The organism is Streptomyces albidicamelliae (assembly GCF_025642175.1).
GTDB classification, from domain to species: domain Bacteria; phylum Actinomycetota; class Actinomycetes; order Streptomycetales; family Streptomycetaceae; genus Streptomyces; species Streptomyces albidocamelliae.
The window spans coordinates 329495-348055 of record NZ_CP106795.1; the positions used below are offsets into that span (position 1 = coordinate 329495).

General features: G+C 71.9%; 16 protein-coding genes and 1 pseudogene. 11 read left to right on the forward strand and 6 right to left on the reverse strand.

Translation table 11 applies throughout. The features are described from left to right. Positions 1-31 precede the first annotated feature (31 nt). The 4 genes from lanKC (at position 32) to N8I86_RS01610 (ending at position 6690) form a co-directional block, all read left to right on the forward strand. Positions 32-2590 carry a class III lanthionine synthetase LanKC gene (gene lanKC, locus N8I86_RS01595; protein WP_263276854.1) on the forward strand — a complete coding sequence of 853 codons (2559 nt, stop codon included), beginning with the start codon at positions 32-34 and terminating at the stop codon, positions 2588-2590. Positions 2591-2686: 96 nt separating this feature from the next. After that, positions 2687-2830, forward strand: coding sequence for a SapB/AmfS family lanthipeptide (locus tag N8I86_RS01600; RefSeq protein ID WP_241841109.1), 144 nt, complete (start codon positions 2687-2689; stop codon positions 2828-2830). Positions 2831-2963: 133 nt separating this feature from the next. Further along, entirely contained in the window at positions 2964-4712 is a 1749-nt protein-coding gene (locus tag N8I86_RS01605) for an ABC transporter ATP-binding protein (protein WP_263276855.1), read from the forward strand. Between the two features lie 79 nt (positions 4713-4791). Continuing rightward, positions 4792-6690: an ATP-binding cassette domain-containing protein gene (locus tag N8I86_RS01610; protein WP_263276856.1), complete on the forward strand. Its 1899-nt coding sequence runs from the start codon at positions 4792-4794 to the stop codon at positions 6688-6690. Here N8I86_RS01610 and N8I86_RS01615 read toward each other — a convergent pair. Both N8I86_RS01615 and N8I86_RS01620 read right to left on the reverse strand, forming a co-directional pair. Then, on the reverse strand, positions 6626-7315 hold the full coding sequence (locus N8I86_RS01615; protein WP_263276857.1) for an SDR family oxidoreductase: 690 nt from the start codon (positions 7313-7315) through the stop codon (positions 6626-6628). The genes N8I86_RS01610 and N8I86_RS01615 overlap by 65 nt on opposite strands. Before the next feature lie 113 nt (positions 7316-7428). Then, positions 7429-7752, reverse strand: a complete 324-nt coding sequence (locus N8I86_RS01620; protein ID WP_263276858.1) for a hypothetical protein — start codon at positions 7750-7752, stop codon at positions 7429-7431. Between the two features lie 160 nt (positions 7753-7912). Here N8I86_RS01620 and N8I86_RS01625 point away from each other — a divergent pair, with 160 nt between their 5' ends. Together N8I86_RS01625 and N8I86_RS01630 are read left to right on the forward strand one after the other, a co-directional pair. Further along, a complete protein-coding gene (locus N8I86_RS01625; RefSeq protein WP_263276859.1) occupies positions 7913-8905 on the forward strand; it encodes a SecDF P1 head subdomain-containing protein in 993 nt (330 codons plus the stop codon). Between the two features lie 86 nt (positions 8906-8991). Next, a pseudogene (locus N8I86_RS01630) lies at positions 8992-9325 on the forward strand (hypothetical protein). A 162-nt stretch (positions 9326-9487) separates the two neighbouring features. Here N8I86_RS01630 and N8I86_RS01635 read toward each other — a convergent pair. Next, positions 9488-10900, reverse strand: coding sequence for an MFS transporter (locus N8I86_RS01635; RefSeq protein WP_263276860.1), 1413 nt, complete (start codon positions 10898-10900; stop codon positions 9488-9490). A gap of 95 nt (positions 10901-10995) precedes the next feature. Here N8I86_RS01635 and N8I86_RS01640 point away from each other — a divergent pair, with 95 nt between their 5' ends. Continuing rightward, the gene (locus tag N8I86_RS01640; RefSeq protein WP_263276861.1) at positions 10996-11499 is read left to right on the forward strand and encodes a winged helix-turn-helix transcriptional regulator; all 504 of its coding nucleotides are present in this window, start codon (positions 10996-10998) and stop codon (positions 11497-11499) included. A 47-nt stretch (positions 11500-11546) separates the two neighbouring features. On the opposite strand, the gene N8I86_RS01645 is transcribed toward N8I86_RS01640, so the two are convergent. After that, the gene (locus N8I86_RS01645) at positions 11547-12191 is read right to left on the reverse strand and encodes a DUF1963 domain-containing protein (protein ID WP_073896231.1); all 645 of its coding nucleotides are present in this window, start codon (positions 12189-12191) and stop codon (positions 11547-11549) included. Positions 12192-12271: 80 nt separating this feature from the next. Further along, positions 12272-12706 (reverse strand): VOC family protein, encoded by a 435-nt coding sequence (locus N8I86_RS01650; RefSeq protein WP_073896228.1) that lies wholly within the window; start codon positions 12704-12706, stop codon positions 12272-12274. Between the two features lie 341 nt (positions 12707-13047). Here N8I86_RS01650 and N8I86_RS01655 point away from each other — a divergent pair, with 341 nt between their 5' ends. The 4 genes from N8I86_RS01655 (at position 13048) to N8I86_RS01670 (ending at position 17636) form a co-directional block, all read left to right on the forward strand. Next, complete coding sequence (locus tag N8I86_RS01655) at positions 13048-13785, forward strand: class I SAM-dependent methyltransferase (RefSeq protein WP_263276862.1); 738 nt, start codon at positions 13048-13050, stop codon at positions 13783-13785. A 140-nt stretch (positions 13786-13925) separates the two neighbouring features. Then, positions 13926-14456, forward strand: coding sequence for a (2Fe-2S)-binding protein (locus tag N8I86_RS01660; protein ID WP_123439276.1), 531 nt, complete (start codon positions 13926-13928; stop codon positions 14454-14456). Further along, positions 14443-15432 (forward strand): FAD binding domain-containing protein, encoded by a 990-nt coding sequence (locus tag N8I86_RS01665; protein WP_073896223.1) that lies wholly within the window; start codon positions 14443-14445, stop codon positions 15430-15432. Before N8I86_RS01660 ends, N8I86_RS01665 begins: the two co-directional genes overlap by 14 nt. Continuing rightward, positions 15429-17636, forward strand: coding sequence for a xanthine dehydrogenase family protein molybdopterin-binding subunit (locus tag N8I86_RS01670; RefSeq protein ID WP_263276863.1), 2208 nt, complete (start codon positions 15429-15431; stop codon positions 17634-17636). The genes N8I86_RS01665 and N8I86_RS01670 overlap by 4 nt, the downstream gene beginning before the upstream one ends. A gap of 69 nt (positions 17637-17705) precedes the next feature. On the opposite strand, the gene N8I86_RS01675 is transcribed toward N8I86_RS01670, so the two are convergent. Continuing rightward, complete coding sequence (locus tag N8I86_RS01675) at positions 17706-18539, reverse strand: oxidoreductase (protein WP_263276864.1); 834 nt, start codon at positions 18537-18539, stop codon at positions 17706-17708. Positions 18540-18561: the final 22 nt, after the last annotated feature.

Genomic DNA, 18561 nt, shown 5'->3' on the forward strand with positions numbered 1-18561 from the left:
GTCGCGAGAGCTCGTCACATCGGGGGTCGCCATGGACATGCGTTATGAGGCGTACTCATACGCCGACAAGCTGTTCTACGACTCGCCTGTCCGCTGGGCCACCGTCGAGGAGTTCGCCGCCGCCGGCGAGCCCTTACCCGACGGCTGGGTGGGCAGGGCGAGGGACGTATGGGTGGGCCGTCAGCCGGCGGACCTCGACCTGCCCGAACAGGGCTGGAAGATCCATGTGTCCGCATGCCTGGACAACGCCGAGCACATCCTCTCCGTCGTCAGCGCGTACTGCTTCGGGAACCGGATGGCGTTCAAGTTCCTGCGCAGCCCCGCACTGGTGCAGACGCAGAACGCGAAGTACGCCTCGCGCGGTTCGAGCGGCAAGTTCATGACGCTGTACCCGGTCGGCGACGACGCACTGGAGCGATGTCTGCACGACCTCGGCGCGGCACTGACCGGACAGCAAGGGCCGTACATCCTCAGCGACTTACGCTGGCGCGAGGGACCGCTCCACTTGCGCTACGGCGGGTTCACCGAGCAGTTCTGCCGCTCGGAGACCGGGGAGCTCGTGCTCGCCTTCCGCGAGCCGTCGGGCCGCCTCCGCCCGGACGTACGGCGCGCCGTGTTCGAAGTGCCCGACTGGGCCCCCGTGCCGGCGGTCCTCGCCCAGGCCCTCGCCGATCAGAGCCGGGCGAGCATGGCGGACTTCCCGTACACGGTGGAACGTGCGCTGCACTTCTCCAACGGCGGGGGCATCTATGTCGGCCGGCCCGTCGGCGGCGGCGACCACGTGGTCCTGAAGGAGGCGCGGCCGCACGCCGGCCTCGACCAGCGCGGCGACGACGCGGTGCTCAGACTCGGCCGGGAGCGCGACATCCTCGACCGGCTGGCGGGACTGTCCGCGGTACCCGCGGCACTCGACTACCTGACGGCGTGGGAACACCACTTCCTGGTGCAGGAGTACGTGCAGGGGGAGCCCCTGAACCGCTGGTTCGGGCAGCGCTACCCCTTGGTCCACCCCGATCCGGACGAGGAAACGGTCATCCGGTACCGCGAGGAGGCACAAGCCGTCCTGGCGAGCATCGAGGAAGGCCTGCGCGCCATCCACGAGCGCGGCGTCGTCTTCGGGGACCTGCACCCACGCAACCTGATCGTCGGCCCTGACGGCCGGGTGACGTTCATCGACTTCGAACTCGCCTCACTGGCCGCGGAGTTCGTCAGACCCGCCCTGGGAGCGGCCGGCTTCGCGGCGCCTCCGGAGCTCGAGGGGTTCGCCGTGGACGCATACGCCCTCGACGCGCTCCGGCTCTGGATCTACATGCCGCTGATGCAGCTGACCTCGCTGGATCCCGGGAAGAGAGCCGAACTCACCTCGGCCGCGGCCGGCCGGTTCCAGCTTCCCTCCCCACACCTCCCCGATCCCCCCGGGGACCCTGAGCGCGCCGGACTCACCGCCCTCCTCCGCGGCGACAGCGCGATGTGGCCCGCCCTGCGCGACTCCATGACAGCGGCCATCCACGCCAGCGCGACCCCCGAACGCACCGACCGCCTGTTCCCGGGCGACCCCGCCCAGTTCACCCACGACGGGCTGGGGCTCGCCTACGGCGCGGCAGGAGTCCTGTGGGCCCTGCACTCCACCGGCGCCGAGGTCGATCCGGACCACCTCCAGTGGCTCCTGGACGCCGTCCCCCGCGAGCCGTGCCGGCCCGGACTGTTCATCGGTTCCCACGGCGTGGCCTACGCCCTGGACCGCCTGGGCCACGCCCCGCAGGCGCAGCGCCTCCTGGACCGTCTGCTCCAGGATCCCCCGGACGGCCACGGCACCGATCTCGCGGGCGGTCTCCCCGGAATCGGCCTGACCCTGCTGCACTTCGCCGGCACGACCGGCGACAGCCTCCTGCACTCCGCCGCGCTGGACACCGCCGAACGCCTCGCCGCACGTCTGAAGCCGGCCGACGCGAGCGGTGATCCGACACCCGGCCGGCGCACCGGGCTCATGTACGGCACCACCGGCGCCGCCCTGTTCTTCCTCCGCCTCTACGAGAGCACCGCCGACACCGGCCTGCTCGATCTCGCGGAACAGGCGCTGGAGCAGGACCTCGCCCACTGCGTCCTGACCGACGACGGAACCCTGCAGGTCGACGACGGCACCCGGGTGCTGCCGTACCTCGAATCGGGCAGCGCCGGCATCGCCGCCGTGCTCCACGACTTCCTGCGCCACCGTCCGGACCCGGAGCTGCGGCAGCACGTCGAACGAATCCGCCTTGCCGCGGAACCCGAGTTCATCGTCCAGCCGGGGCTGTTCAACGGCCGTGCCGGACTGATCTCGCTGCTGCACACGCTGCAGGACGGAACCGAGGTCCACGGCCAGGTCATCCGACGGCACATCCGGCGGCTCGCCTGGCATCTCATCCCCTACCAGGGCCACGTCGCTTTCCCCGGCGAGCAGCTGCTTCGGCTGTCCATGGACCTGGCCACCGGCTCGGCCGGCATCCTCCTGGCGCTGGGCTCGGCGCTCGCCGACACCCCGGCCCTTCCCTTCCTGACCGCTGAGCGGGCCGACAAGCCGGCGTCCGCCCCGGTCCTGCAGGCGCCCTGAGCGACTGATCCACGCAAGACAGCGGCGGCCCGCCGCGACGACCGCACCGCGGTCCACAGGTTTCCGGCGATCGCCGGAAAGCAGGAGCACCACACCATGCGATGGGAGAGCAACATGTCGATCCTCGGCCTGCAGGCACTGGAGACCCCCGAAGAGACCACCGAGTACATGTCGGTGATCAGCTCGCTGAGCGCGGTCAACTGCACCAACAGCACCGTCAGCACCCTGCTCTGCCTCTAGTGGACGCGACCGGGTCAGCCACAGGCGCCGCCGACTGACCCGGGTAGCACGGCCGGTCCGGACTGCATCGCAGCCCGGACCGGCTCCGTCTCGTGTCCGGACCCGTTCCGGCCGGCCCACCGAGGAGGCATGCATGGACAGCGACCGCGACCGCCGTGGCGAGCGGGCCCCTGGACCCGGCAAGGGCCGGGTGGGCGAGTCGGGCCGGTCGGACCGGTTCCGCCGCACGCCCGGAGCACGTTCCTGGCTGTGGCCCACCCTGCTGGCACTGGCGGTGACGACCGGTTCGCTGGCGAGCCTGGCCCTGCCCGCGGTGCTCGCGCGAGCCGTCGACCAGGCCCTGTCCGACGGCACCGGCACGGGCTTCCTGCCGCTGGCCGCCGTCCTCGTTCTGCTCACCTCCGCCGAGGCGACGGCGCAGTACGCCGGTCCGCGTGCCACGGCCGACGAGACGGCACGCCTGCGCCGCGCGATGGTACGGCGCGTCATGGCGGCCGGTGCGTTTCCGCCGGGCCGGACCGCACCGGGCGACCTGGTGGCGCGGCTCACCGGAAGCGGCGCGGAGGCGGCCCTCGCCACACAGGCGGTGGTGTACGCGGCCGCCCAACTCCTCATGGCCGTCGGCGCCGTGGTCGCGTTGGGCCTGCTCGCCCCGGAACTCGCCGCCGCCTTCCTCGTCACCGCACCGGCGGGCTATGTGCTGGTGCGACGCCATCTCCGGCGTACGACACAGCAGGGCGCCGGCTACCAGCGCGCGCAGGGAGAGGTGGCGGCACGGCTGGTGGACGCGCTCACGGGCAGCCGTACCATCGCGGCCGCCGGCACGGTCGACCAGGAGATCGCGCGGGTCATGGGTCCTGTGCCCGAGCTCTCCCGGTGCGGGCGCGCCCTGTGGGACAGCCAGCGCCGCGTGGCCTGGGCCACCGGACTCCTCGCCCCGGCCACGCAGATCACCGTGCTCGCCAGCGCCGGGTACGAGTTGTCCGTCGGACGGCTGAGCCCGGGCGGCCTGATCGCCGCGCTCGGTTACGCCACCATCGGCCTCGGCGGGTTCGGTACGGCACAGAGTCTGCTGGACTACGCGCGGGCCCGCGCGGGCCGCGACCGTGTCGCCGACGTGCTCGCCACGCCCGTCCAGCCGCCGGGCACACGCGATCTGCCGCCGGGCCCGGGACTCCTCGAACTGCGCGGGGTGACCGTGCGCCGGTCCGGCCGTGCCGTCCTGGACGGGCTGGACCTCACGCTCCCGGCCGGGAGTTTCGTCGCACTCGTCGGTCGCTCCGGCGCGGGCACCTCGCTGCTCACCGCCGTGGCCGGCGGACTCCTGGTCCCCGACACGGGCCTCGCCCTGCTCGACGGCGTCCCCATGGACGACATCCGGCCCGACCGGCTGCGGACCGCCGTCGCCTTCGCCTTCGCCGACCCGGCGCTGACCGGGGACACGGTGCAGGACGCCGTGGCTCTCGCTGCGGACCCGGTCGCCGCCGACCGCGTGCGCGCCGCGGCCCGCACGGCACAGGCGGACACCTTCGTCAGCCGGCTGCCCGAGACCTACCTGACTCCGCTGCCGGAGGCTCCGCTGTCGGGCGGTGAGCGTCAACGGCTCGGCCTGGCACGGGCCTTGGCACGCGACAGCCGGCTGCTCGTCCTCGACGACGCGACGTCGAGTCTCGACACCACCACCGAGGCCCTGGTCCTCGGGGCGATGGCCGTGACCCACCGGGACCGCACCCGGCTGATGGTGACCCGCCGCGCCTCGACGGCCGCCCGCGCCGATGCCGTGGCATGGCTCGACGAGGGGCGCATCCGGGCATTCGCCCACCACGACGAACTGTGGGAACTCCCTGCCTACCGAAGCGTGTTCCGCGACGGCGACGACTGACGCACCGTCACCGCGTGCAGCGGCGCACCGTCTCCGCGGCGGCGGACGGCGGACGCGACCGGACGAAAGGAGACCGCCAGTGGGCGACCCCACGGCCGACGCACCGCACCCCCAGCCGGAAACCGACCGGACCGCCCGACCACCCGCCGACCTCACGGACAGCGCGATGCGCCTGGTCCGGGGCAGTCTGTCGCACAGCCGAGCCGCTGCCGTGCGCCTGACCCTGTGGACACTGCTCCACGCCGCGCCCGCACTGGTCGCCGGCAAGACGCTCGCCCTGGCCGTCGACCACGGCTTCCTCCTGCACCGGCCGAGGACGGCGGCGCTGTGGCTCGGTGTGTTCGCCCTGGTGACCCTCGCCGGGGCCTGGGCGAGCCGGCAGACCTACCCGTCGCTGGCCGAGATCGTGGAACCCCAGCGCGACCGCCTGCTGCGCGACGTCGTCACGGGGACCCTGCGCCGAGCGGTGGCACGGGGCCCCCGGCGGCGGGACGACTCCGCCGCCGTCGCGGTCGCCCAGCTCACCCGCCAGGTGGAGGCGGTCCGTGACTCGCTCGCCGGTCAGCTGATGCTCGTGTGGCAGTTCGTCCTCACCGTGGCCGCGGTCGTGGCCGGCACCGCCGCCATCGCCCCGGGCGCGGTCCCCCTCGTCGCCGCACCGCTGGTGCTCGCCCTGACCGTGTTCGCCGTCCTGGCCCCCGCGACCGTCCGCAGGCAGCGCACCGCGTTCGTCGCGGAGGAGGTCCTGGCCCACCGCACCGTCTCGACCCTGCACGCGCTGCGCGACCTCGTCGCGTGCGGCGCCGCGGAGAAGGCGGAACGCGAGATGCTGGACGCGATCGACGCCCACCTGCGAGCGTCGCGGGCCCTCGCGCGGCTGGCGGCGGTACGCAGGATGATCGTGGCACTGGGCGCCCACGCCCCGCTCCTGCTGATAGTCCTCGCCGCTCCGACCCTGGTGCGGCACGGTATGACGTCCGGCGACGTCGTGGGCGTGGTCGCCTATGTGCTGGCCACCCTCGAACCCGCTGTCCGCCTGCTGATCCAAGGCGTCGGCGCCTCCTGGCTGCGCCTCGCCGTGGCCGCCGAGCGCCTGTCAGCGGCCTCACGGCATCCCGCGCCGGGCACCGATCCGCAGCCCGCACGGACGCCCGTGGACGGTTCGGCGGAACTGTCGGACCTCACCTTCGCGTACGGGCCGGACGCGCAACCGGTGCTCGACGGGCTCGACCTCTCGCTCGCCGACGGCGACCACCTGGCCGTCGTCGGCCCTTCCGGGATCGGCAAGTCCACGATGGCGGACGTCCTCGCCGGAATACTGGCCCCCGACCGCGGACAGGTCCTGCTCGGCGGCGTCCCCCTGGAGCACATCGCGCGCGGCGATCTGCACCGAGCCCGGGTGCTTCTGCCCCAGGATCCCTACGTCTTCGCCGGATCGGTACGGGAGAACCTGTGCTACCTCGCCCCGGACACTCCCGACGACGCCGTCGCCGCGGCCGTCGAGCAGCTCGGTATGGCTCGTACGGTGCAGCGGCTCGGCGGCCTCGACGCGATCCTCACCCCGGCCGAACTGTCCTCGGGCGAAGCGGAGTTGATCGCCCTGGCCCGGGCCTACCTGTCCCCAGCCAGACTGGTCATCCTCGACGAGGCGACCCGCCACCTCGACGCGGTGGCCGAACACCGCGTCGAGCAGGCGTTCCGGCGCCGGCCGGGGACGGTGGTGACGATCGCCCACCGGATCGCTCCGGCCCGCCGGGCGGACCGGGTGCTGCTCCTGGACGGCGTACGGCCGCTCACCGGTACCCATGACGCGCTACTGGCGTCCGCGCCCCTCTACGCCGATCTGGTCGGTCACTGGGACACCGGGGTTCCCGGGACGGACGAGGCGTGTCCCGGGAACACCGGCCGCGCGGTCAGCGCCCCGGCCTCAGCATCAGATCGCTCATCGTCGTGTCCCTCGGCAGATCCAGCGCCGTGAGCACGGCGGCGGCGACGGAATCCGGGCTCATATGGGCTTCGGGGTCGTAAGGGAGGCCGAACTGCTCGTGCAGGCGGACCTGCATCGGGGTGTCGGTCTCGCCCGGGTAGACGGTGGTGACCCGGATCCCGCTGCCGTACTCCTCGGCTCTGAGCGACTCGGCGAGTGCCTTCAGCGCGAACTTCGACGCCGCGTAGGCACTCAATCGTGGCGGCGCGTGCAGACCCGCACCGGAGTTCATGAACACGACGTGACCGCGTGCCGCGCGCAGTGCGGGAAGCAGCAGCCGGGTGAGTTCCGCCGGTGCGGCCACGTTGACCGCGAGCGTGTCCTGCCAGACGTCCGCCCCGAGTGCCGCGACCGTCCCGGACTCCGCGACGCCGGCGACATGGATCAACGAGTCGAGCCGAGCGGGCAGTTCCTGCTCGGTCAGCCCACCGCCGAGCGACCCCGTGGCGGCCAGGTCCGCCACCGGTGTCCGGCTGCGGGGAAACCTGGCCCGCAGTACCCGCGCCCGCTCCTCGTTACGCGCCAGCAGCCACAACTCCTCACCCCTGGCCGCGAAAGCCGCGGCCAGGGCCGCCCCGATACCCGAACCGGCACCTGTGATGAAATGTACGCCCATGGCATGGTATGTACCCATGATGGGGCCGTAAGTCACTGAGCCTTGGTCAGTTCGGCCTGAAATGAACGGCGTTGGGTAAGGGCAGGTCCGGTGCGTCGTCGGGCGGGACCGGGCTAGCGAGTGACGTCTTTGCGCGCCCTGCGCCGACCGGCGGCGATCCCGCCGATCAGGGACGCGACGGTGTTGATGGCCCAGATGATGCCAAGTGCCAGCACCACGAAGGCGATGAGGAGCAGGGCGACGACCACCACCAGGTGCAGGATGCCGTTTCCGCCCTGTCCGGCCCGCAGCGAGCTCGCCTGGAAACCGGCGGCTCCGACGGCCGGGACGGCCAGAGTGGTGAGCAGGATCGGGCCACGCCGCGACCGTCGGCGGTCGTCGTCCTCCGCCCCTCGGTCGTACCGGAGTACCTGCGCCTGCTCGTCCCCACCCGTCACAGAATGATTGTGCAGTCTCACCGCGCCCTCGCGTCGGCCCGGGCGGCCCACAGGGCCGAACAAGATTAACGTCTGGCCGAGCGGGCCGCCCGAGAGTCGGCCATTTGCCTGCACACCCGGCATTACGGCTGGGAGGCTGCACACCGTGCATACCCTTCACGTGAGAAGCGCGACCGTTCTGCTGTGCCTGGGCCTGGCCACCGCGACCGGCTGCTCGAATGCGTCGTCCCCGTCCCGGCCGGACGCGAAGCCGTCCGGCACAGTGCCCGGCGGCCGGACGGCCACCACCGGCACCGACTGGTCGGTGACCTTCACCGCATCGACGGCCGGGGCCGCGGACGGACTGGATCGCACCGCCGACCGAGTGCGGGAACGGGTCCGCACTCTCGGGATGACAGGCACCCGGGTCACCACCGAGGGCACGTCCCTCACCGTCGTCGGACCCTATACGGCCGAGCAGTTGCAGAAGCTCGGCGCTCTGGGGCAACTCCGCTTCCGGCCGGTGCTGGCGCAGGAGACCGCCGGCTCCCGGACACCCACGCCCGGGCCCAGCGCCAGCCCCGCACAGGGGCGCGCGACCACGGGGGCACTCCGGGCCGACCCTGCCGGTTCCCCGCAGGCCAGTGCCTCCGGCGGGTCCGACGGTACGTCCGCCTCCCTCCTGGCGAAGTTCCGGGCATTGGACTGCTCCGCCGGGTCCACGCACTCCGAGTCCGAACAGGACACGAGCCCCGACAGCTCCGCCGTCGCCTGTGCCACCGACCGCTCCGCGGGCCAACCACCCTCGAAGTACCTGCTCGGGCCGGCCATTCTCACGGGCAGCGAACTCAGATCAGCCAAGGCGGTGAACGACAGCACGAACGGGGCGGGCTGGATGGTGCAACTGGACTTCACGGCCGCGGGAGCCGCGAAGTTCGCCGACGCGACCGCGAGGCTTGCGCAGAACCAGTCGCCGCAGAACGAGTTCGCCATCGTCGTGGACGGTGGCGTGGTGTCCGCGCCCTTCGTCAGCCAGGCGCTCACCGACGGTACCGCGCAGATCTCCGGCAGCTTCACCGAGAAGGGAGCACGGGAGCTGGCCGCCAAGCTGAACTCCGGTGCGCTGCCCACTCCGTTGAGGTTCGCCGAAGCGACACATGTCACCGAGCGCTGAGGTGCGTCCTCGGCTCACTCCAAAGGCCCTGCGATAGGTTGCCCGCCACGAGTGAACTCGGACCCGGTCTCTGGCCGCCTGCGCCGATGAGGACCGAACGGCTCCTGCTGCGCGGGTCCGAAGCCCGGGACCGTGCGGCGTTCGTCGAACTGTTCGCCTCACCGGAGGTGGGTGCCTACACCGGTGGCCCTCGACCCCGTGAGCAGCTCGAACGCGTGGTGCCCGAGGTACCCGGCCGCCGCCCCGGTTGCTTCGTGGTCGACTTCGACGGAGCAGCCGGTGGTGCTCCGCACCCAGACCGCCAACTCCCGGGCGGTGTGGGTGGCGGCGAAGCTCGGGTTCTCGGAGGTGGAGCGGTACGAGAGGTACGGCGCCGAGCAGTGGCTCGGCGCACGGGCCCCAGCTATCCCCTCGGGCTGAGGTGCGTCCCCGCCGCGTCGGCAGCGCAGGAGGTCGAGGGCGACGACGGTCGCCCTCACACCACCCCGTCGATCTCGGTCTTGAAGGCGGTCCACCTCGGCCGCCGCCGTGGTTCGGGATGACCGTGAACTCCCCGAAGCGGAACCTCGTGGGTGAGCGTGATCAGGCCAGAGCCTGTGTGTCCGCCTCGGACTCCTTCGCGGCGACGGGCGCCGTCCGGGCCGGGCCGCCGCCGCGGCTGAGGCGCACGCCGATCACCGACGTCGCCAGGCTCAGCACGGCGGCCACGTACCAGGCGATCCGGAAGTCCTGGCGGGAGGCGGCACCGACGTGCGAACCGACCACCGCGACGAGGACGGCGACGCCGACCGTGGCCGATATCTGACGGACGGAGTTGACCAGCGCCGATCCGGTCGCCGCGCGGTGCCCCGGCAGGGCGTGCACACCGGCGGCCACCAGCGTGCCGAGGGCCAGCCCGACACCGGTGCCGGTCATCACCTGGCTCGGCAGCAGGTCACGCAGATAGTCCGGGTCGACGGACGCGAAGCCCGCCCGCCACACCATGCCTGCGGTGAACAGCAGTCCGCCCGCGGCGACCAGCGGGCCGTGCCCGAAGCGCTGCGCGGTGCGGGCGGTCAGCAGGGTGACGACCGGGACGAGGGCGGGACCGGGCACCAGGGCGACACCGGTACGCAGCGCGCTCCAGTGCCAGACCTCTTGGCACCACAGCACGTTGGACAGCAGCATGATCGCGAAGGCGACGCCGAACAGGAAGCTGCCCGCGTTCGCCGCTCCGAAGCGCGGCAGCCGCAGCAGGTGCAGTTCGAACAGCGGGTGCGGGTGACGCAGGGACCTGAGGACGAACCCGGCGCCGCCGATCACGGCGACGGCCAGGAGCAGGACGGTCCCGCCACTGGTCCAGCCCCAGTCGGGCGCCTGCACCAGCGCTCCGGACAGCGCAGCGACCGAGGAGACCACCAGCAGTGCGCCGAGGAGGTCCGGGAGCGGTCCGGCCTCCCGGGTGGTCGGCCTCGGCAGGACCGATCGGCCCGCGACGAGCGCCGCGATGCCGATGGGCACGTTGACGGCGAAGACCCACCTCCAGTCGATCTCGACCAGGAGACCACCGGCGACGGGTCCGGCGGCCGCCGCGAGTCCGCCGACCGCGGCCCAGCTCCGGGTGGCGTGGGTACGGCGCTCGGCCGGCACCGTCGCGAGCAGCAGGGCGAGGGACGTGGGAATCTGGGCGGCCGCCCCGACGGCCTGCACCACTCGGGCCACCACGAGGGTCCCCAGGTCGGGCGCCAGGGCACAGCCCAGCGACGCGAGGGTGAAGACGGCGATCCCGGCGAGGAAGACCGGCCGCTGCCCCATGCGGTCACCGGCGCGCCCGGCCACCACCAGAAGGGCCGCCAGGGTGATCGCGTAGGCGTTGAGGACCCAGGACAGCGAACCGAGGGTCGCACCCGCGCCACCCCCGGAGAACGCCGTCCCCATGGCCGGAAGCGCGACGTTGACGATCCACAGATCCAGGTTGGTCATGAAGACGGCAACCAGGACGACCAGTGTGGCCATGCGAGGGTGCTTTGAAAATCGAAGCATCATGGGCATGGCGCAAGCCAAGCATGAGATGGTTTGGAAATCAAACCCCTCAGGGTGATACTGGCTAGGTGAACAAGCACATCGATCCGCAGGGCATGAACGGACGCCCGTGCTCGCTCGCCGCCACCCTGGAAGTGGTCGGCGACCGCTGGGCCCTGCCGGCGATCCGCGAGGTGATGCTCGGGAACCACCGCTTCCGGCAGATCGCCAGGAACACCGGCGCCCCCACCGACCGTCTGGCGGCGCGGTTGAAAGCGCTGGTGGAGAGCGGTGTCCTCGAACGGCGCCCGCTGCCGGACGACGCACGCCACCACGGCTACTACCTGACGGAGGCGGGACGGGACCTGGCGGGCGTCACCCGCGAGCTCATCGGCTGGGGCGACCGCTGGGCCGTCACCACGCCCCCCGTGCGCTTCCTCCACCGGGACCACGCACTCGCCACCCACGCGGTCTGTGACACCTGCGGCGAGCAGGTGCACGCAGAGGACGTCCATCGGGAGGAGCTGATCCCCGGCTGGGACCGCTCCGGCCCGGTACAGCCCCCGAGCCGGCGGCCGGGGTCGTCCCGGTAGAGCCGCACCACCGCGGACTCGTCCGCGTGCGCCTCAGCACCGCCGTCTCAGCACTGCCACAAGAACGACGCGCGCCCACAGGGCTCACAGGCGAAGGCGTACGCGCTGCCCGCCCCGCCGAAATTCATGGCGGAGCGGTGATCCGGCCCTTCCTCGAGCTGGACGACCAAGGGCATCGTGCGGTCGCACGCGGGACAGGACGGCGTCTCGTCGGCCTGTATCCAGGCGGGACGTCCGCCGAGCTGCCCGAGGACGCAGGACTCGGAGCGTCCGCTTTCCACCGCCCACGCCTCGCGGGCCGGTTCGTACTCGTCCCCGTACCCGCGCTCGAGGTCCACGGCCCGTACGGCGCCCAGCACGAGCACTTCCTCTTCGACGCCGTCAGGCCGGGTCAGCGGCCCGAGGCCGGCGACCGGGAAGAGCAAGGCTCGATTCCCGCCGGAGGCCGGCTCCCAATCGGCGCACATTCCCGGGTCGTTCTGACACGCGAACAGGGCGAGAACGCCCCGCCCGCCCTCCCCCGGCCCTTCTACCCGGTCGTCCAGAAGAACCTGGGCGAGGAACTGCATCGGACCTTCGCACGACGCGCAGCAGGGCCATTCCGTACCGGCCGGGGCCAGGGGCAGTCCGCCGGTCCGGGTCACCAGCGCATCCGCCGCGGACGGTCCGGCATCGATCATCAGGGTCGTCATGGCCGAACTGTAAGGGGCCGCGCCCTGTGTGCTGATCCCCCGAAGACGGCACCCACCTCGCCGTCTCCGGGGGTGCGGGCTCAGTCGAGACAGAACTCGTTGCCCTCGACGTCCTGCATCACGATGCACGACTCGTTGTAGTCGTCGGCGAGGAGCACTCGCTCGCGGACCGCGCCGAGCGCGACCAGCCGATCGCACTCGGCCTGGAGTACGGCGAGGCGCTCTTCACCCACCAGCCCGGTGCCGACCCGCACGTCGAGATGTACCCGGTTCTTGACGACCTTGCCCTCGGGAACCCGCTGGAAGAACAGTCGGGGGCCGACACCCTTGGGATCACCGCACGCGAAAGCCGCCCCCTGCCGCTCAGGCGGCAGCGAGCGATCGTAATCGCTCCACGAGGCGAACCCCTCCGGCGGCGGCGGGACGACGTACCCCAGCACCTCGCACCAGAAGCGCGCGACCCGCTCCGGTTCCGCACAGTCGAAGGTGATCTGGACCTGCTTGATCGATGACATCGGCGCACGATAGCAGGGGGCATCCGTCACTCATCTCCCGGCGTCTGTGCGCATGTTGCTCCCCCGCTGGGGGGAGACGGTCCCCTCGCGCGCGGGATCTCTCTGCGGTGCCGAACGGCTGTACTTCGCTTCGAGCACCCGAATCGCCACGGCCACACGGGGAGTTCGCGATTTCCGCGGGACCGCGGTGGTCACCGCCGCACCTGAGAAGCACCGATCGGCCGCTCCTGGCCGGCCGATCAGGCGACTACTAGGCTGCGGCGATGGAGCCCGCAGTGGATCAACCCACAACCGATGAGCCCACAGCCCATGAGCCCGTAGCCGATGAATCCGTAGCCCATGTGCCCGGAAGGCTGCCGCAGCCCGCCGATCCCGTGCGGGTGAACGACTACGACAGAATCGCCGAGGGCTACTCGGCGGCGACCGAGGACAACCTCGTCAACGCGTACTACGCGCGGCCCGCGACACTGGCCCTCGCCGGAGACGTGGCCGGCCGTCGCGTCCTGCACGCCGGCTGCGCCTCGGGCGCCCTGTCCGCCGCCCTGCGCGACCGCGGCGCGGTGGTCACCGGCATCGACGCCAGCGCCGGGATGCTGGCGCTGGCCGGCCGGCGGCTCGGTGACGACGTGGCCCTGCACAGGGTCGACCTCAGGGACCCCCTGCCGTTCGACGACGGCGCCTTCGACGACGTGATCGCCTCGCTGGTGCTGCACTACCTGGAGGACTGGGAGCCGACGCTGGCCGAGATGCGGCGCGTGCTCACACCCGGCGGCAGGCTCATCGCCTCCGTGGACCATCCCATCGTGGCGTACACCTTCACCGAGCCCCGGCCCGACTACTTCGCAAACACCACCTACACCTTCGACTGGACCTTCGAGGGACAGACATCGACGATGCGGTTCTGGCGCAAGTCGCTGCACGCGATGACCGCCGCCTTCACCGCCGCGGGCTTCCGGCTTTCCGTCATCAGCGAGCCGCAGCCCGACCCGGCCGCCCGGGAACTGTTCCCCGACGACTTCCAGGCCCTCTCCACCAGTCCCTGCTTCCTGTTCTTCGTCGTCGAGGTCCCGCCCCTCTGACCACATGCACGATCACCCTTTCGGCCTATAGGGTGGCAAACACGTGCAATTCGCACCCCGTGGTCGATGCGGTTCACCGGACAGGACTCGCTCGCAGGTGGGACCTGAGCCGTGGACGACCCACCCGGAGGAGGACGCGCATGGGCAACCTGGCGAGCTCGCGGGGCGTGGACCAACGTCCCGCGATCACCGAACGGGTCGTGACACTCACCGTCAACGGGCGGTCACACACGCTGCGCCTGGACACCCGGGTCACCCTGCTGGACGCGCTGCGGGACCGGCTCGGCCTGGTGGGGACGAAGAAGGGCTGCGACCAGGGCGCCTGCGGTGCGTGCACGGTCCATCTGGACGGCAGGAGGGTGCTGGCCTGCCTGACCTTGGCGGCTCAGGCCGAGGGCCGGGAGATCACCACGATCGAGGGCGTCTCGGGTACGGACGGACCGCACCCCGTGCAGCAGGCGTTCATGGACCAGGACGGCTTCCAGTGCGGCTTCTGCACACCCGGGCAGATCATGTCCGCCGTGGCGCTGATGGCCGAGGGCCGCGCGGGCTCCGACGAGGAGATCCGGGAGTACATGAGCGGAAACCTGTGCCGCTGCGGGGCGTACAGCAACATCGTGGCGGCCGTACGCCAGGCCGCGTCCCAGGGAGGCCCCGATGCACACCTTTGAGTACGTCCGGGCCACCGACACCCGCGAGGTCGTGCAGTTGCTGGCCGACGACCCGGCAGCGGCCTGCCTGGCCGGCGGCACCACGCAACTGGACCTGATGAAGGACGGGGTCCTCGAGCCGCCCACGCTGATCGACATCACCCGCCTGCCCCTGCACGGCATCGAACGGCGTGGCGAGATCCTCCATGTGGGGGCGCTGGTCACCATGGAGGAGCTGGCCGCCGACGCGACGGTGGCCGAGCGGCTGCCCATGGTGCGCGAGTCCCTTCTCCAGGGGGCCTCGGTACAGCTGCGGAACATGGCCACCATCGGCGGCAACCTGCTGCAGCGCACCCGCTGCCGCTACTTCCGCGATCCCACCGTCAGCGCGTGCAACAAGCGCACACCCGACTCCGGCTGCGCCGCCGTCGAAGGCGTGGCACGCATGCACGCCGTCCTCGGCGCGAGCGAGCGGTGCATCGCGCTGCACGCGTCGGACCTCGCCGTCGCGCTGGTGGCGCTCGACGCGGCCGTGCACGTCCAGGGGCCCTCGCACTCCCGCACCGTTCCCCTCACGGAGTTCTACCTGACGGCCGCCGAGAGTCCTCAGCGCGAGAACGTCCTGGAGCACGCCGAGCTGATCACCGAGGTCGAGATCCCGCTGCCGCCGGCGGCGGCCCGGTCGGGATACCTCAAGGTCCGGGACCGTACCTCGTACGAGTTCGCCCTCACGTCGGCGGCGGTCCTCCTCGTCGTCGACCACGCCACGATCCGTCAGGCACGTGTCGGCCTGGGGGGTGTGGGGACGAAGCCGTGGCGCGCGTACGAGGCGGAACACGTACTGACGGGCGCGCCCGCGACCACGGCCACCTTCCTGGACGCCGCCGACGCGACGATGCGCGACGCCTGGACCGTGCCCGGAACGGCCTTCAAGGTGCCGCTCGCCCGGCGCACCCTGGTGCGGGAACTGCAGAACGTATCCGGAGTTGACGTATGAGCACCGTCGAAAGCAGGCCACTCGTCGGCACGGGCGTCAACCGGGTGGACGGCCCGCGCAAGGTCACCGGCACGGCCCCGTACCCGATGGACTTCAGTGTTCCCGGTCAGGCCTACGGCGCCCTGGTGCAGAGCACCGTCGCCGCGGGCCGGATCGTCCGCATGCACACCGACGCGGCCGAGGGTGCGCCCGGCGTGCTCAGCGTCCTCACCCACGAGAACCGCCCCGAGGTCGGAGCAGGCCCGATGACCGCGCTCGGGGCGTCACCACCGTCACCCCTGCGCAACGACCGGATCGTGCACCACGGACAGCACATCGCCTTCGTGGTCGCCGAGACACCCGAGCAGGCGGTGGCGGCGGCACGCCTGGTGCATGCCGACTACGACGCCGCGGAGCCGCTGCTGGACCTCCGCGACCCGCGCGCCGAGACACTCGTCGACCCCTGGGGCACGGACACCGCGCGCGGAGACGCCGCCGCGGCGCTGGAGTCCGCCGAGGTGACGGTGCGGGCCACGTACACCACGGCCGACAACACCAACAACCCCCTGGGGCTCTTCGCCACGCTCGCCGCCTGGGAGGGCGACACCCTCACCGTGCACGACACCAGTCAGTGGCCGTCGATGGTGCGCGCCACCCTTTCCGCGGTGTTCGGCATCCCCGAGAGTGCGGTACGGGTCCTCGTGCCCTACGTCGGTGGCGGCTTCGGCGCCGGACTGCGCGCGTGGCCCCACGTGATCCTGACGGCCATGGCGGCCCGCCTGATCAAGCGGCCGGTCAAACTGGTGCTGACCCGACCGCAGATGTTCACCTCGATCGGCCATCGCCCCAGCGGGGTGCAGTGGGTGAGCGTCGGCGCCACCCGCGAGGGCGACCTGACCGCCGTCGACCACCGCAGCCTCAGCTCCCTGAGCATGGAGGAGACCGACTTCGAACCGTTCTCCTCGGGCAGCGCCTTCGCCTACCGGTGCGCGAACGTGGTCACGCAGGACCGGCAGGCCAGGCTCAACGTCGCCGTGCCGACGTCCATGCGCGCCCCGGCGGAGGCGCAGGGCAACTTCGCCCTGGAGTCGGCGCTCGACGAACTGGCCCGCGACCTGCGCGTCGACCCCGTGGAGCTACGGCGCCGCAACCACACCGACGTCGATCCGCGCAACGGGCTGCCCTGGTCCGAGAAGGCGCTTCTGGAGTGCTACGAGGCCGGTGCGCGACGCTTCGGCTGGGCCGACCGGAACCCCGAGCCGCGCTCCATGCGGGACGGCAACTGGCTCGTCGGCTACGGCATGGCGAGCGCGTGGTTCCCGTACTTCGCGCAGCCCTGCGCGGCGCAGGCCACCATCAACAGCGACGGCAGTGCGCTGGTACGCAGCGCGGCCACCGACATCGGCACCGGTACCTACACCGTGATGGCCCAACTGGCAGCGGGTGAACTGGGCCTGCCGCTGGACCTCGTCCGCTTCGACCTCGGCGACTCGGACATGCCGAACTCCATGATGGCGGGCGGCTCGGGGCTGACCGGCGGCCTGGGCAACGCCGTGCACGACGCCTGCCGGCGGCTCGTCCGCAGCTTCGTCGAACTCGCCCGCGGCGATGCCGAGTCGCCCCTCCAGGGTGCCTCGCCGGACGACGTGGAGTGCACCGGCGGACGGATTCAACTCGCGGGCCGTCCTGACCGAGGGGAGTCGTACGCCGCCGTTCTCGCCCGGCACAAGCTGTCCGAGCTCACGGCGAACGGAAGCAGCACCCCACCGGACGCCGAGGAACTGGGCATGTCGCTGGCCGGTGCCTACGGCGCGAAGTTCGTCGAGGTCAGGGTCGACGCGGACCTCGGCCTGATCCGGGTCTCCCGGGTGGTCTCCGCGATCGACGGGGGCCGCATCCTGAACGAGAAGACCGCGAGGAGCCAGATCATCGGCGGCACGGTCGGCGGCATCGGCATGGCCCTGCTCGAGGACACGGTCACCGACCCCCGCACCGGGCGCATAGCCAACGGCACGTTCGGCGACTACCTCGTGGCCGTGAACGCCGACGTTCCGGACCTCGACGTGATCTTCGTCGGCGAACCCGACCGCGGGACCGCCACCGCCACCAAGGGCGTCGGTGAGGTCGGCCTGGTCGGCATCCCACCCGCGATCGCCAACGCCGTGTACCACGCCACCGGGAAACGGCTCCGCGACCTGCCGATCACTTTGGACGCACTGCTGTGACCAGCGCCGTGTGCGACGCGTCCGCGATCAGGGCCCGCCGCGTGCACGGCAACCGCTCCGCCGCGTCGCTCACCGGTGCGCGACGGAGCGGCTGACCTCGCTCCACGCGTGGGCCTCGGCCAGGCGGCGCTCCTCCGCCCCGATCGCGAGGTCCAGGGCGTCGCCGCCCAGCAGCAGGCGGCGCGGGGGCTGCTCCGCCGCCACCGCCTCGACGATCGCACGGGCCATCTTCACCGGGTCACCGGACTCCTTGCCGCTGTGCTCGGTCCTGCGCTCCAGCCACGCGCCGACCGTCTGCCGGTAGTCGGGAGCCACCGGTCCGGAAGCCGTCGCCGCGCCCGCACCCCAGCCGGTGCGGATGGCACCCGGCTCCACGATGATCACGTCGATGCCGAACGGCGCCACCTCGTTCGCCAGCACCTCGGAGAAGCCCTCGACGCCGAACTTCGCGGTCTGGTAGGCGCCGAGTCCCGGAGTGCCGCCGACCCGGCCGCCGACGGACGAGATCTGCACGATGCTTCCCGACCGCCGGCCGCGCATGACGGGGAGCGCGGCGCGGGTCACGTTGATCACCCCGAAGAGGTTCGCCTCGATCTGCGCCCGGAACTCGTCCTCGGGGAAATCCTCGATGGAGCCGCTGGTGGCGTAGCCGGCGTTGTTCACCACGACGTCCAGGGAACCGAACCGCGCCACCGCGGCCGCCACCACGTCCCGCGCCTCGGAGGGCGACGTCACGTCCAGCGACACGGCCGCCAGCCTCTCCGGGTAGCCGGCTTCGAGGTCGGCCAGCGCCTCCGGCTTCCGCGAGGTGGCGACAACGCGGTTCCCGGCCGCCAGTGCTTCGACGACCAGCGCCTTGCCGAGCCCCTGGGAAGCCCCTGTGATCAGCCAGGTCTGTGTCATGACGTACTCCTCACGATGTTCT

Excerpts from the sequence above, each read along its gene's own strand:
- N8I86_RS01635 (WP_263276860.1), bottom strand. The coding sequence starts at position 10,900 with ATGGCCACACTGGTCGTCCTGGTTGCCGTCTTCATGACCAACCTGGAT.
- N8I86_RS01665 (WP_073896223.1), top strand. The coding sequence starts at position 14,443 with ATGCACACCTTTGAGTACGTCCGGGCCACCGACACCCGCGAGGTCGTG.
- N8I86_RS01645 (WP_073896231.1), bottom strand. The coding sequence starts at position 12,191 with ATGACGACCCTGATGATCGATGCCGGACCGTCCGCGGCGGATGCGCTG.
- lanKC (WP_263276854.1), top strand. The coding sequence starts at position 32 with ATGGACATGCGTTATGAGGCGTACTCATACGCCGACAAGCTGTTCTAC.
- N8I86_RS01650 (WP_073896228.1), bottom strand. The coding sequence starts at position 12,706 with ATGTCATCGATCAAGCAGGTCCAGATCACCTTCGACTGTGCGGAACCG.
- N8I86_RS01615 (WP_263276857.1), bottom strand. The coding sequence starts at position 7,315 with ATGGGCGTACATTTCATCACAGGTGCCGGTTCGGGTATCGGGGCGGCC.
- N8I86_RS01670 (WP_263276863.1), top strand. The coding sequence starts at position 15,429 with ATGAGCACCGTCGAAAGCAGGCCACTCGTCGGCACGGGCGTCAACCGG.
- N8I86_RS01660 (WP_123439276.1), top strand. The coding sequence starts at position 13,926 with ATGGGCAACCTGGCGAGCTCGCGGGGCGTGGACCAACGTCCCGCGATC.
- N8I86_RS01605 (WP_263276855.1), top strand. The coding sequence starts at position 2,964 with ATGGACAGCGACCGCGACCGCCGTGGCGAGCGGGCCCCTGGACCCGGC.
- N8I86_RS01675 (WP_263276864.1), bottom strand. The coding sequence starts at position 18,539 with ATGACACAGACCTGGCTGATCACAGGGGCTTCCCAGGGGCTCGGCAAG.
- N8I86_RS01600 (WP_241841109.1), top strand. The coding sequence starts at position 2,687 with ATGCGATGGGAGAGCAACATGTCGATCCTCGGCCTGCAGGCACTGGAG.